Source organism: Altericroceibacterium indicum, assembly GCF_009828105.1.
Lineage (GTDB): Bacteria > Pseudomonadota > Alphaproteobacteria > Sphingomonadales > Sphingomonadaceae > Altericroceibacterium > Altericroceibacterium indicum.
In genome coordinates this window covers 665,958-679,053 of record NZ_WTYQ01000002.1, presented here as the reverse complement: position 1 = coordinate 679,053, position 13,096 = coordinate 665,958, and the positions used below count along the sequence as shown (strand labels likewise).

At 57.6% G+C, this 13,096-nt stretch carries 11 protein-coding genes; 4 read left to right on the top strand and 7 right to left on the bottom strand.

The features are described from left to right. Window positions 1–36: 36 nt before the first annotated feature. On the top strand, window positions 37–984 hold the full coding sequence (locus tag GRI39_RS08150; RefSeq protein ID WP_246204963.1) for a hypothetical protein: 948 nt from the start codon (window positions 37–39) through the stop codon (window positions 982–984). A 5-nt stretch (window positions 985–989) separates the two neighbouring features. Here GRI39_RS08150 and GRI39_RS08145 read toward each other — a convergent pair whose 3' ends face one another. Both GRI39_RS08145 and GRI39_RS08140 read right to left on the bottom strand, forming a co-directional pair. Continuing rightward, on the bottom strand, window positions 990–1,619 hold the full coding sequence (locus GRI39_RS08145; RefSeq protein WP_160739163.1) for a LysE family translocator: 630 nt from the start codon (window positions 1,617–1,619) through the stop codon (window positions 990–992). 41 nt (window positions 1,620–1,660) lie between these two features. Further along, window positions 1,661–2,878, bottom strand: a complete 1,218-nt coding sequence (locus GRI39_RS08140) for an FAD-dependent monooxygenase (RefSeq protein WP_160739162.1) — start codon at window positions 2,876–2,878, stop codon at window positions 1,661–1,663. A gap of 99 nt (window positions 2,879–2,977) precedes the next feature. Here GRI39_RS08140 and GRI39_RS08135 point away from each other — a divergent pair, with 99 nt between their 5' ends. Beyond that, entirely contained in the window at window positions 2,978–4,999 is a 2,022-nt protein-coding gene (locus GRI39_RS08135) for a protein-disulfide reductase DsbD domain-containing protein (protein WP_246204962.1), read from the top strand. 8 nt (window positions 5,000–5,007) lie between these two features. On the opposite strand, the gene dinB is transcribed toward GRI39_RS08135, so the two are convergent. Continuing rightward, window positions 5,008–6,141 carry a DNA polymerase IV gene (gene dinB, locus GRI39_RS08130; RefSeq protein WP_160739283.1) on the bottom strand — a complete coding sequence of 378 codons (1,134 nt, stop codon included), beginning with the start codon at window positions 6,139–6,141 and terminating at the stop codon, window positions 5,008–5,010. Window positions 6,142–6,267: 126 nt separating this feature from the next. Here dinB and GRI39_RS08125 point away from each other — a divergent pair, with 126 nt between their 5' ends. Then, a complete protein-coding gene (locus tag GRI39_RS08125) occupies window positions 6,268–7,524 on the top strand; it encodes a multidrug effflux MFS transporter (protein ID WP_160739160.1) in 1,257 nt (418 codons plus the stop codon). Between the two features lie 60 nt (window positions 7,525–7,584). Here GRI39_RS08125 and GRI39_RS08120 read toward each other — a convergent pair whose 3' ends face one another. The 4 genes from GRI39_RS08120 to crtY are packed head-to-tail and all read right to left on the bottom strand — an operon-like array spanning window position 7,585 to window position 11,871. Next, entirely contained in the window at window positions 7,585–8,595 is a 1,011-nt protein-coding gene (locus GRI39_RS08120) for a phytoene/squalene synthase family protein (protein WP_160739159.1), read from the bottom strand. 5 nt (window positions 8,596–8,600) lie between these two features. Continuing rightward, a complete protein-coding gene (locus GRI39_RS08115; protein ID WP_160739158.1) occupies window positions 8,601–9,182 on the bottom strand; it encodes an LOG family protein in 582 nt (193 codons plus the stop codon). Continuing rightward, window positions 9,182–10,687 (bottom strand): phytoene desaturase, encoded by a 1,506-nt coding sequence (locus GRI39_RS08110; RefSeq protein ID WP_160739157.1) that lies wholly within the window; start codon window positions 10,685–10,687, stop codon window positions 9,182–9,184. The genes GRI39_RS08115 and GRI39_RS08110 overlap by 1 nt, the downstream gene beginning before the upstream one ends. Beyond that, window positions 10,684–11,871: a lycopene beta-cyclase CrtY gene (gene crtY / locus GRI39_RS08105; RefSeq protein ID WP_160739156.1), complete on the bottom strand. Its 1,188-nt coding sequence runs from the start codon at window positions 11,869–11,871 to the stop codon at window positions 10,684–10,686. The genes GRI39_RS08110 and crtY overlap by 4 nt, the downstream gene beginning before the upstream one ends. A gap of 243 nt (window positions 11,872–12,114) precedes the next feature. Here crtY and GRI39_RS08100 point away from each other — a divergent pair, with 243 nt between their 5' ends. Then, the gene (locus GRI39_RS08100; RefSeq protein WP_160739155.1) at window positions 12,115–12,972 is read left to right on the top strand and encodes a MipA/OmpV family protein; all 858 of its coding nucleotides are present in this window, start codon (window positions 12,115–12,117) and stop codon (window positions 12,970–12,972) included. Window positions 12,973–13,096: the final 124 nt, after the last annotated feature.

The window sequence follows — 13,096 nt, the reverse complement described above, 5'->3', positions numbered from 1 at the left end:
GGTGTTCTGGCCGGATGTTCCGTCTAAAGGATGCAAATGGAAAGTGATCTGGAAGAGCGGCTCCGCGCACGCTCGCAACAGCGCAAGATAAAACGCATCGCACCCACAGTGGGGCTGGTCGTTGTTACCTTCATAACCGGTGCCGCACTGGCTTCCGCTGCCGCCTGGCATTATGCGCCGCAATGGATCGATCTGCGTGAACCTGCGGTAAAAGACGTCAACCCGTCGCCGGTCCCGGCAGGCGATCAGGCCCCTGCGGCCGGTCCCAATCCGATCTTTCCCCCGGCAAGCGAAAGCGATGATACGCGTAATGCGGTGGAACAATTTGCCCAGCAACAAGGCGGGATCGATCAGCGGGTAACGGCGATGGAACAGCGCCTTGCCAAGCTGGATCTTCAGGCGCAGGCTGCGTCGGGCAATGCTGCTCGCGCGGAAGGGCTGTTAATAGCTTTTGCGACAAGGCGTGCGATTGAACGCGGCGCACCTCTTGGCTATCTGGCGGATCAGCTTCGCCTGCGCTTCGGTGATGCTCACCCCAATGCTGTCCGCGCCGTGATCGAGGCGTCGCGTCATCCGGTAACGCTGGACCAGTTGATCGCCCGGCTGGAAGGTTTGGCGCCCGAACTGGTTGAAGCACGCAGTGAACGCAACACACTGGGCTGGTTGCAGGACCAGATGAAAAACCTCTTCGTGATAAGGTCAGAAGATACGCCATCGCCCGCACCGCTTCGCCGGCTTGCGCGGGCGAAGCTGTTTCTTGAAAGTGACCGGGTGGATTCGGCTATTGCCGAGGTCCGCAATCTCCCCAATGCGCAGCAGGCCAGCGGCTGGATTGCTGCGGCTGAGCGCTACTCTCACGCCCGCGAAGCACTGGACCTGCTGGAGATGACCGCCATCCTCGAACCGCGCAAATTACGCGATTCTGCGGGAAATGCGGTCGAGCAACTGAGCCCTGCCAGCATTGGTCCGGAAGACGCCAATTAGAAAATTTATTGTGGCTTGGCTTTCAGCAAGGCCAGCCCGAAACCGATAAAGATTACGCCAGTCATCCGGTTGAACATCCGTTTCATAGATGGCTGGCGGAGCACACGTGCCAGCGACTTCCCACCCATCGCATAGACGCCATACCAAAACACTTCGATCACCACGAAAGTGCCGATCAACACCGCGAACTGCGGAAGCTGGGGTGCTGCCGGATTGAGGAATTGCGGAAAGAAGGCCGCGGCGAACAGGATCAGTTTGGGATTGCTCACCGCGATCGCAAAGCCACCGCTATACAGTTTGGCCAGAGAATGTGAGGCGGGCAATTCATCACTGCCAACATCAATCGGCGCAATCTTTGCCCGCCATGATTTGATGCCGAGCCACAGAAGATAGGCAATCCCGGCATAGCGCAGCACTTCAAAGGCACCCGGGAGGGCAAGCAACATGGTGCTGAGCCCTGCGGCAGATCCGGCAAGAACAAGAATCATCGCAGTCAAGCAGCCGGCCATCGCCGCCGTAGTGCGCTTGATTCCCATTTCCACACTACGCGAGAGAATATGCAGCATATTCGGCCCCGGCGTTGCCGAAAGCAGGAAGACGGAGATGGCAAACAGCCACCAGCTATGAAGGGACATAGGATAGGCTCAATCGATTGTGTGGTAGGGCAGCGCGCGCCTTATTGTTCGCGCAGCAATTCCGGCAAGTCGCCAGACATGCCGCGCGCTTCGTTCATGAAGAATGTCTTCAACGGTGAGGTGCGTTGCACCACGGCCATACCCATGCGGCGGATGGCGCTGGGAAGCTTGCCGGGAATGCCGAACAGCCATGTCAGTGCATCGGTGGCAGCGGCGACGGAGAAACCATCGAGCGCGCGCCATTCTTCATAGCGTTTGAGCATTTGCGCATCGCCCGGTTCAAGGCCAAGCTTCATCCCGTCCACCAGTACGCTGACCAGCGTGCCGACATCACGAATGCCGAGATTAAGGCCCTGGCCTGCAATCGGGTGAATGCCATGGGCGGCATCGCCCACCAGCGCCAGCCGGTCTGCGGTGATCCGTGCCGTGTGCTGAAAGCTCAACGGATAGGAGCTACGCGGGCCGTTCATTTCCACATGGCCAAAAACGCCATGCATTTTCTTTTCGACTTCGGCGCGGAAGGCCGCATCGGAAAGCGCGAGATAGCCTTTGGCGTGGGCTTCATTCACCGTCCACACCAGCGCACTGCGATGCTTGCCATCTTTAGTGTCGAGCATGGGGAGCAGGGCGAAGGGGCCATCGGAATAGAAGATTTCCCACGCCACATTGTCATGCGGTTTTTCGTGGATGATTCCGGCGATCAGCGCGCGATGCTTATAGTCCCAATGGGCCAGTTGCAGCCCGGCTTCCTTGCGGGTGGGGGACTGGCGCCCTTCTGCGGCGACCATCAGGCTGGCTTCGAGCACAGTGCCGTCCGCCAGTGTGGCCGATACGCCATGTGGCCCACGCACACGCTCCACCACATCGGCTTTGGCATGCCAGTTGATGAGGGTATTGTCTCTGGCCGCTTCGAACAGAGCAAGGCGCAGGGTCTGATTGGCGAACATCCGACCGAGTGAGCCTTCATGCTCTTCCGGCTGGAAGTCGATTCTGCCGGGGCGCATGGCGTCCGTCACCGCGATGGAGGCAATCGGGCAGCCATGGGGTTCCAGCGCATCGGCAAGGCCGATATTGGTAAACAGATTCCAGCTCGCGGTAGAAATGGCCGAGGCGCGCCCGTCAAAATTGTCAGCAGTCAGCGCAGCCGGATCAGCCCGGTCCACCACATGTGAAGTGATGCCCTTTTTTGCCGCAGCCAGCGCCAGCGTCATGCCGACAAGGCCGCCGCCAAGGATCAGAAGATCACGTTTATCGCCCATATATTCTTCCAATCGATCCAAACCCGATTGGCCTTTCCATTGCCGGTTCAGCTTCTCTGCCCTAGAGCGGCCACCACCATGCGCGCAAGGATATTAGCCATGCTTAGATTGCTCGCCATTGCCTTTTCGGCATTGATCCTTTCACTGTCTGCCGCTCCCGCGCAGGCACGACAGAACAATATTGCTGCCGAACTGGTTGCAGAAGGGCCTGCTCAGCCGGGAAAAATTGTTTGGCTGGCGCTGCATTTCCGCCCTTCTGAGGGCTGGCATGGCTATTGGTCCAACCCCGGTGATGCGGGCTTTGGGATGGAGCTGGCATGGAAGCTTCCGGCCGGCTGGAAAGCGGGTGACCCGCTCTATCCGCTGCCGCAGCAACTCGTGATTTCGGGGTTGATGAATCACGTTTATGAAGGTGATTATGCGGTTCTTGTGCCGGTTAGCGTACCGGCCGGGGCCGTTGCCGGGCGCAGTGTGCCGATCAATGTCGAAGCCAACTGGCTCGCCTGCACAGACAAGATTTGCGTGCCTGAACGCGCCACGCTGACACAAAATATATCCATTTCGGATGGCTCAAGCGATGTCACCGATCCGCGTTTTAACGGCTGGCGCGCTGCGCTGCCGCCTCCGCTCGATCAAAGCGGGACATTCGCGCTGACCAAGGATGCGCTGCGGCTGGCTATTCCGCTGCCCGCGACGATGAAACTGGCTGACCCGCATGTTTTCATCGCTCAGACGCAACTGGTGGATTATACGGGGCAACAAAGCTTTCGCCGCAAGGGGGATAGGCTGCTGATTGACATTCCGCGTGAAGGTCTGGGTGATACGCCGGGCATGGTCAGCGGAATTTTGAAGCTTGATAATGATGGCAATGGCATCAGCTTCTCCGCCAAGCCCGGTGATGTGCCGACAGGTGGTGAGCTGGTCGCGGGCGGCAGTTCTTCCAGCGCCACGCTGGCTCCGCTGTGGGTGCTGCTGGCGGGTGCTTTAGCGGGTGGTCTGCTGCTTAATATCATGCCCTGCGTGTTTCCCATCCTCAGCCTTAAGGCGCTCAGCCTTGCACGGGCCGGGGAAAGCGAAGCAGAAGCGCGGCGTGAAGGGCTGGCCTATACTGGCGGCGTGATGCTGGCCTGCCTTGCATTGGGCGGTTTGCTGTTGGCCCTGCGGGCCGGAGGGAGCCAGATCGGCTGGGCCTTCCAATTGCAGGAACCGGGCGTTGTGGTGGCTTTGTTGGTTTTGGCGAGCGTGATTACGGCCAATTTTGCCGGCCTGTTTGAACTGCCCTCCTTCTCCTTCACCCGCAGCGGTGGACGCACAAGCGCCTTTGCTACCGGACTGCTGGCAGCCTTTGTGGCGACACCATGCACCGGGCCATTTATGGCCGCTGCGATGGGGGCAGCTTTGCTGCTGCCGTGGTGGCAGGCCTTGCTGCTGTTTGCGACCTTGGGGCTGGGACTGGGCTTGCCTTTCCTCGCACTCGGCTTTGTGCCGCCCTTGCGCCGCCTGCTACCGCGGCCGGGCAAATGGATGGAGGTTTTCCGGAAAGTTCTCAGCATTCCCATGGCGCTGACTGCCTTGGCTCTGGCGTGGCTGGCGTGGCGTTTGGGCGGGGGTGCCTATGTGGCGCTGGGCCTTGTTATCGCGGTGTGCGTGGGTGTAGCGCTGGCGGCTTGGTCGCGTGGAAAGCGGCCGCTGGTCTTTGCCGCTATCGCACTGACCCTGGTTGGCATTGTTGCGCTGCCCTTCGTGCAAACCTCCGGTGCGTCGTCTGAACAGGGTTTGCTCAAGGCTGAGAAATTCTCTCCCCAAGCGCTCGCCAAGGCGCGGGCCAAGGGGCCGGTGTTCCTGTGGTTCACCGCTGATTGGTGCCTGACCTGCAAAGTGAATGAGAATGTTGCGATTGAACGGGCCGCTACACGCGATGCGTTCAAGGCCAATGGCGTTACTGCGATGAGCGGTGACTGGACCCGGCGCGATCCGGAAATCACGCGCTTTCTCACTGAACATGGCGCAGCGGGCGTGCCGCTCTATCTGTGGTATCCGGCGGGTGGTGGTGATGCGCAGAAACTGCCGCAAGTGCTGACGCCCGATAGTCTGGTGGATCTGGCGAAAGGATCGAAATAGCGTCTCGTTCAGAGCAGCGACAATTGTGCTGAATCGTCCTCTTCCTCCGCCTGATCGGCCCCTTCCAGATTGCTGAGGGTGAGGCCCATCAGGCGGATTGGTTGCGGCAGGGGCAGTAAATCATTGAGCAGCACATGGCCGATCTCGGAAAATTCCGCTTTATCGGCCACCATCCGAGGCAATGATCGGGCGCGGGTGATAAGCTGGAAATCGGTATATTTGAGTTTCAGCGTCACGGTTTTCCCACGTGCCTCTGCCCGCTCGATCCGCTCCCACACCAGTTCGACAATCGTGTCGAGCGTTTCACGCAAGGCATTTTCCTCGTGAATATCTTCACGAAAGGTCCGCTCCCCACCCAGTGATTTGCGGATGCGATGCGGGCGAACAGGGCGCAGGTCAATCCCGCGTGCGGCTCGGAAAAGATAGTCTCCGAAGGAGCCGAAATGCGCACGCAAAAATTCACGGTCTTTGGTGGCGAGGTCAGCCCCTGTTTCAATGCCCAGTTTCGCCATCTTCTCCGCGCCGCGCGGGCCAACGCCGTGAAACCTGCGTATCGGCAGGCTCTGGACAAAAGCCGCACCTTGCCCCGGCCTGATAATGCAGGTTCCGTTAGGCTTGTTCTGATCGCTGGCCAGTTTGGCGAGAAATTTGTTGTAGGACACGCCCGCGCTGGCGGTGAGCTGGGTTTCGCGCAGAATATCAGTCCGGATCAGCTCCGCGATTCGTGTCGCTGATCCAATACCGCGAATGTCATCGGTGACATCCAGATAGGCTTCATCAAGGCTCAGCGGCTCCACCAGCGGCGTATAATGGTGGAAGATTTCCCGGATTTGCTGCGATACGGAGCGGTACACATCAAAGCGTGACGAACAGAAAATAAGGTCAGGGCATTTGCGCTTCGCGGTGACCGAAGGCATGGCCGAACGCACCCCAAACTTGCGCGCTTCATAGCTGGCTGCGGCCACGACGCCGCGCCCGGCAGAGCCGCCAACCGCCACGGGCTTTCCGCGCAAAGCCGGGTTGTCTCGCTGTTCCACGCTGGCGAAAAACGCATCCATATCGACATGGATGATTTTACGCAGGCCATTAGCCTCGCCTTCGGGCGAATAGGGTGCTAACGGCTCTGGAGGGGGCGAGGGCATCATGTTGATAAAATGTAGGCGGTCAGATGGCTTTCGTCATCCCAAAAGTACTACTTTTGTTCCATCTGCTATTGTGCGGTGCAAAAACTCATTCCCTTCCACCGATCTGATCGTTAGAGGCAGCGCATGAGTTTGAAAACACCTCCCAATGCGAAAGTGATTGGCGAAAGAGAGCTGATCTTCCTTGTTGCCCTGATGATGTCCATCCATGCGTTGAGCATTGATGGCATGTTGCCCGCGCTGGATAATATGGCGCGTGAATTGCACGTGATTGATGGCAATAAGCGCCAGCTTGTGGTGGCAGTGTTCCTACTGTGCGGCGGGCTTGGCACGCTGCTGCCGGGTGCTTTTGCAGACCGTTTCGGCCGCCGTCCGGTGTTGCTATTCGCGCTCTTTATCTATTCGATACTCTCGGTGGGTGTGGCGATGGTCCACGATTTTACCACCTTGCTGGTGCTGCGCGGAATTCAGGGGCTGCTTTCCGCCGGGCTGATCGTGATTCCCAACGCTATCATCCGGGACCGCTATGAAGGCGATAAGATGGCCAAGCTGCTCTCCATCGTCGGCGCGGTGTTCATCACGGTGCCGGTGATTGCACCCAGCGCAGGGCAGGCGGTGCTGCTGTTTGCAGGCTGGCGCTGGATTTTCCTGATCCTGGCGATGTTGGCGCTGGTGGCATCGGCATGGGTATGGATTCGTCTGCCCGAAACGCTGGATGCCAACAATAAGCAGACCATCGATATCCCGGTTATCGCACGCAATATGACCACCGCCTTCTTTACCCGCGCTTCGGTTGGCTATGTGCTGGGGACCAGTCTGCTGATTGGTGCCGTGTTTGGTTATGTGAACAGTGCGCAACAGTTGATCGGCGAACATTTTGGTGCTGGTGAATGGTTTCCGGTGGTGTTTGGCGGAACGGCGGCGATGATGATCGTTTCCAGCCTCGTCAATTCGCGCATCGTTGAACGCTTTGGCGCAAGGCGCGTGTCACATACGGGCGTGCTTTTGTTCATTCTGGTAAGCCTTGGGCAAGTGTGGGTATCCCATGCACATCCCGGCCAGCTTGTCTGGTTCCTGCCTTTGATGGCGACCAATCTGGCGCTTCTGGGCTTTCTGGGGGCGAATTTTGGCTCCATCGCCATGCAGCCCTTCGCATCCATCGCTGGCGCTGCCAGTTCAATTCAGGCCTTCTTCCGCATGTTTGGTGCGGCCGTGGTGGGTCTGTTTATCGGGCAAGCCTATGATGGCACGGCGCATCCTTTTGCACTGGCTTTGCTGATCTGCTCGGTGTGCGCGCTTTTGCTGGTTCTGTTTAGCGAAAAGGGCAGATTGTTCCGCCGCTTGCATGGTCCAAGGATTGCAACAAGCGCTTCGCATCTTTGATGGTTTAAAGATAAAGATGCAGTCGGCCCTGACAGCCGGCTGCATCCATCACAGCAGCATTCAGGCCTTGGCGTGTTTCTGAAGAAGCGTGCGGGTCCATTCAGGGTAATATTTGGGCTCTTTTGCCGGGAGCAGAGCCTGCGTGAAAGCGCGGGTAACATGGCGGGCTTTGGCGGCTTTGGAAATATGCACCCGGTGATCCCAGGCATTGCCCCCGCGTTTGCGCACTTCGCGGCCAATCGCGCCATAGATATTGGCAGCAGACAGCACCGCCCAGCGCTGGCGGAAGGATAGATTTCGTGCGCCATAGCGGGCCGCGGCTTCATGATCCTCAGCCATATCGAGCATCTTCGCCACCAGCTTGACCAGCTTTTCACGATAGGCTGGCTTCATATGCTGGCCGGGGGGAATGTCCTCTTCCACCAGCCATTCAACCGGCAGATAGCAGCGACCTGCAGCGTCATCTTCATAGATATCGCGGGCGATATTGTTGAGTTGAAACGCGAGGCCCAGATCACACGCCCGGTCGAGCGTTTCATCCTCATCGGGCGAAATGCCCATCACCAGTGCCATCATCACGCCCACAGCGCCCGCGACGTGGTAGCAATAGCGCATCATATCCGCTTCACTGCGGGGGCGCCATTCTTCGGCATCCAGTGCGAAGCCATCGATCACATCATCGGCAAGCCCTTGGGTGATGCGTGCTTCCATTGCCACTTGGCCGAAGGCGTCAAAGGCGATTTCGGCGGTGGGTTGGCCTTCCAATGCCCGGTGGGTGAGGGCCCGAATGCCCTTCACCCTGCTAACATTGTTGCTCTGCTGGCTGAGCTTGCCGCCGTGATCCTGTCCGTCAGCTACATCGTCGCAGCGGCGGCACCAGGCATAGAGCAACCAGACTTTCTCCCGCGTGCTCCGGTCAAACAGAGAGGAGGCAAAGGAAAAGCTCTTGGAACCGCGTGCGATGGATTCGCGCGCTTTTTCAACCAGCACTTCACGTTGACGCCCGCCGCCGACCTGCCGGGGCGTGGTGCGCAGAATGCGCGATGGGGCAAGCAAGCGTTCACGGGCCATGGAACTTAGAGATCCTCCGCTTTCATGGCGAAGATCGGTGTGTGCGGTTCGTATGCGGCCATACGATCAAGCAGTGTGCCAAGGTCATCATCCGCGATGATGATGCCCTGATGGGCCGGGCGAATAAAGCCGACTTTGGCCATGTGATCGCGGAAGGCAATCAGGCTGTCATAAAAACCAAAGGCATTGAGAATGCCAACCGGATCATTGTGATAGCCAAGCTGTGCCCAGCTTACCGCTTCCCACAATTCATCCATCGTGCCGACGCCGCCGGGTAGGGTCAGAAAGCCATCCGAAAGGTCGGTAAAGGCCTGTTTGCGCTCATGCATCGACTTGACGATATGTAATTCGGTGCAGTCATTATTGGCGACCTCGCTTCCGGCGAGCTTGTCCGGGATAATCCCGATCACTTCGCCGCCAGCTTCCAGCGCGCCGGTGGCAAGTGCCCCCATCATACCCAGGCGGCCACCACCATAAACGACACCAATGCCGCGCTTGGCCAGCGTTTCACCCGTCTGACGGGCGAGTTCAACATAGCGTGTATCTTCCGGGGAAGCGGAGCCGCAATAGACGGCCAGACGTTTCATCACTTTAAGTCCTCAAGCATAAGACCGGCAGTGGCTTTGGCACTGCCCACGACACCGGGAATGCCTGCACCTGGATGGGTGCCTGCGCCGGTCAGGTAGAAATTCTTGATCACATCATCGCGGTTGTGGCCACGGAACCATGCGCTTTGCGTCAGGATCGGTTCGAGGCTGAAGGCACTGCCGAGATGCGAATGAAGATCATGCGCGAAATCGGATGGCGCATAATGGAACTTGGTCATGATCCGATCATGAATATCGGGAATCAGGCGGCGGCCCACTTCATCAAGAATACGCTTTTCAAGCAAGGGGCCGACTTCATCCCAATTCACCGCCAGCTTGCCCATATGGGCCACCGGCACCAGCGCATAGAATGTGCTCATCCCATCGGGGGCCATGCTCGGGTCGGTCACCGTGGGGTGGTGCAGATAGATCGAGAAATCGCGCGGCAGCACGCCATGGGTGTAAATATCGTCCAGCAGACCCTTATAGCGCGGACCAAACAGGATCATGTGATGCGGGATGCCGGGCCAGCGGCCTTCAATTCCGAAATGCACCACGAAAAGGCTGGGGGAAAAGCGCTTGGCAGACAGGCTCTTGCCCATCTTTTTGCCGCGAACATTATCACCCAGAAGATCACGGTAGCTGTGCACGATGTCGGCATTACTGGCGACCGCATCGAAACTTTCGCGCCAGCCGCTCTGTGTTTCGACTTCAGTGGCCTGTGTGCCGAGCGTGTGGACCTTCACCACCGCATCGTCCAGCCGCATTGTGCCGCCGAGCCGTTCAAACAAGCGCACCATGCCTGCGATCAGGCGATTGGTGCCGCCGCGTGTCCACCACACGCCGCCATCCTTTTCCAGCTTGTGAATCAGGGCATAGATCGCGCTGGTGGTCATCGGATTGCCGCCGACGAGCAGCGTGTGGAAGCTCAAGGCTTCGCGCAGCTTTTCGTTGGAGACATATTTGGAAACGATGGAATAGACTGATCGCCATGCCTGATATTTGGCCAGCGCAGGGGCGGCTTTGATCATGCTGGTGAAATCGAGGAAAGGCACCGTGCCAAGCTTCAGATAGCCTTCGCGGTAGACCCCTGCGGCATAATCGCAAAATTCGTCATAACCGGCGATGTCTGCCGGGTTGAGCCTGGCGATTTCCTTGCGCAATTCGACATTATCATTGGAATAGTCGAAATTGGTGCCATCGGGCCAGTTGAGCCGATAGAAGGGCATGACCGGCATCAGTTCAACGTCTTGCGCCATGTCCTGCCCGCTCAGCGCCCATAATTGCTTGAGGCAGTCGGGATCGGTCACAACGGTAGGCCCGCCATCGAAGGTGAAACCGTCTTTTTCCCAATAATAAGCGCGGCCACCGGGCTTATCGCGCGATTCGACCACAGTGGTGCGGATTCCTGCGCTTTGCAGGCGGATGGCCAGCGCCAGCCCACCAAAGCCGGAGCCGATAACGCAGGCACTTTTGCCTGTTGTGTCTATCTTGGCGGCGCTCATGCGTCCTGCCTTTCCCCGATATCGGTTCGTTTTGAGAGGATCGCCCGCAGCGCGCCTAAAATGGGCACCGGGGGTTTCCCGCAGAGAATCCGCAACCGATCAAGCCGGGTTGATCGGGCGGCGTAGAATCTCTCGATAAGGCTTTCCGGCATGGAGTAAAAGTGTTCGAACACACGATAACGTTTTTGTGGCTCCGCTGCCTTGAATAACATCTTGCCGAGGAGGCGATAATAGGCTGTTTTGTGCCAATGCTGGCGGGCGCGCTGTTCCAGCATTTGCGCGACTGCGTTTCCGGATAAGCGCGGCATATTGGCGATAGCGAGTGCCGTATTCACCGCATGGGGCAAGCTGTAGCTGGTCAACGGATGGCTGAAACCACCGCGCATTCCGGCATTGCCCACACCGGAAATGCGGTTTTCGCGCTGGAACTTGTCGAAATTGCCACCGGTAATAACAGGCAATATGCCAGTTTCCTCACCGATCGTTTCACCTTCAATACCATGCTGAGCGCAATAGCGATCCACCCGTTCTGACAGCGTGGGCTTATCAAGCCGGGGCTGATCGGCATAATAAGTATCTTCAATGAAGATCTCAGTATCGCTCAAAGGCAGGGAATAGACAAAGCGATAGCCATCCCACTGCTCAACCGTGGCATCCATGATGATCGGACGGGCGATTTTATGCGGATATTTACAGCGAATATGCCGACCATAAAATATCTGGTAGCCGCATTGCAAAGCGTCACTTTCTACTTGCCCACGGCAATCAATCACCGCGGCAGCAGTGAGAACCTCCCCGCTTGTCAGAGTGACGGTGCTATCGCTGACCTTGGCGGCATCTAATCCGTAAAACACCGTGTTATCGGGCAGCATCCGGCGCAGGATACGGTCAAAATCGACTGATCCGAGCGAATGATAAGTGGTGGGCAGCTGTCGCTTGCGGTCAGGAAAGCGCACTTCATAGCCATTATTCCAGCATGTTGCAGGGAAGGGCGCCATCAGCCGGTGGCCGGCTGTATCCAGATCGCTTCCAAACCAGCTCCAGCGGTGATTGCCACCGAGCACCATGCCGCTTTCCACAACACGGACGGTGAGTTCAGGGCGGTATTGCTGCAAAGCGAGTGCGATCAGGCCGCCAGACAGGCCGCCGCCTACAATGAGGAGGTCGATATTTGATCTATTCATGGGATCAGTTCACACAGGCTTGCAGAGATAGACGAAAACTGATGATGCAGAGCATGTTCGTCGACCTTTTGGCGGAATTTCAGCGGAATACGATTCTGACTTCACCCATGTTGTCCCAGAATTTTCAATTCAAGCTTTAACTTATAGGGGAAACTGCGCAAGGTTTGACCGCCCTGAAGGATCAGGAACAAGCAGCCTACTTACCCGTTTTCGGCTTCAAGAAGACAAGGGGTTACGTAAATTATGTTTAAGAAGCTATCATGCGCTGGCGTATTTTCGCTCGCGATTGCGGGTATGAGCAGCGCTGCGATGGCGCAGGAAGCTGATACGAATGCACCTAAGGACAATGTTCTTGAGGGTGACCATCTGACAGTTGGCGTCGGCGGCATTTATATGCCGAGCTATGCAGGTTCAGACGATTACAAGGCGGGTGTTATTCCACTTGTGCGCGGCAAGATTCGTGGTGTTCGGATCAACCCGGTTGGTGGCGGCGTGGCGCTCGATCTGATTGATGACAGCAATTCCAGCCCGAACTTTCAACTTGGCCCAGTGATTAGCCTGCGGCGCGATCGCGTCGGGCGGATAAAGGATGATGTGGTTGAACGTCTGGGTGATTTGGATACGGCATTGGAAGTCGGCCCGCAGGCTGGGATCACCTTTCCCGGCGTGATCAATCCCTATGACCAGTTCAATATCAGCGTAAATGCCCAGTGGGATGTGCTTGGCGCGCATAAGGGCATGACGATTTCGCCATCTGTGTCTTACCTCACACCCTTGAGCCGGGGCATTCAGGCAGGTCTGTCTGTCAGTGCGACTCGTGGCGATGATAATTTCATGGATTATTATTATTCCATCGATTCTGCCGGAGCTGCCAATAGCGGCCTGTCGGAATATAAAGCCAAGGGTGGCTGGCAGTCTGTCGGGGCCAATTTTATCGCCGGTTTCGATCTTGATGGCGATTTCACGAATGGCGGCTTGGGGGTTTTCGTCCTCGGAGGCTATTCACGTATGCTGGACGATGCCAAGCGTTCCCCCATCACATCGGTTCGCGGTTCTGCGGACCAGTGGATGGGCGGCGTTGGATTGAGCTACACTTTCTAAGCATCGTAAGCGGCTGATGGCCGGAAGATAAAGAGGCGCCTGGATATCCTTCCGGGTGCCTCTTTTGCTTTGTGGATGGAACCTCTCTTGCGGGCTTGCCGGGGCGGGGAAGTGGCCGCATGAT

Coding starts and splice junctions, on each gene's coding strand:
- GRI39_RS08135 (WP_246204962.1), top strand. CDS start 2,978: ATGCTTAGATTGCTCGCCATTGCCTTTTCGGCATTGATCCTTTCACTG.
- GRI39_RS08140 (WP_160739162.1), bottom strand. CDS start 2,878: ATGGGCGATAAACGTGATCTTCTGATCCTTGGCGGCGGCCTTGTCGGC.
- GRI39_RS08100 (WP_160739155.1), top strand. CDS start 12,115: ATGTTTAAGAAGCTATCATGCGCTGGCGTATTTTCGCTCGCGATTGCG.
- GRI39_RS08150 (WP_246204963.1), top strand. CDS start 37: ATGGAAAGTGATCTGGAAGAGCGGCTCCGCGCACGCTCGCAACAGCGC.
- GRI39_RS08120 (WP_160739159.1), bottom strand. CDS start 8,595: ATGGCCCGTGAACGCTTGCTTGCCCCATCGCGCATTCTGCGCACCACG.
- GRI39_RS08145 (WP_160739163.1), bottom strand. CDS start 1,619: ATGTCCCTTCATAGCTGGTGGCTGTTTGCCATCTCCGTCTTCCTGCTT.
- crtY (WP_160739156.1), bottom strand. CDS start 11,871: ATGAATAGATCAAATATCGACCTCCTCATTGTAGGCGGCGGCCTGTCT.
- GRI39_RS08125 (WP_160739160.1), top strand. CDS start 6,268: ATGAGTTTGAAAACACCTCCCAATGCGAAAGTGATTGGCGAAAGAGAG.
- GRI39_RS08110 (WP_160739157.1), bottom strand. CDS start 10,687: ATGAGCGCCGCCAAGATAGACACAACAGGCAAAAGTGCCTGCGTTATC.
- dinB (WP_160739283.1), bottom strand. CDS start 6,141: ATGCCCTCGCCCCCTCCAGAGCCGTTAGCACCCTATTCGCCCGAAGGC.
- GRI39_RS08115 (WP_160739158.1), bottom strand. CDS start 9,182: ATGAAACGTCTGGCCGTCTATTGCGGCTCCGCTTCCCCGGAAGATACA.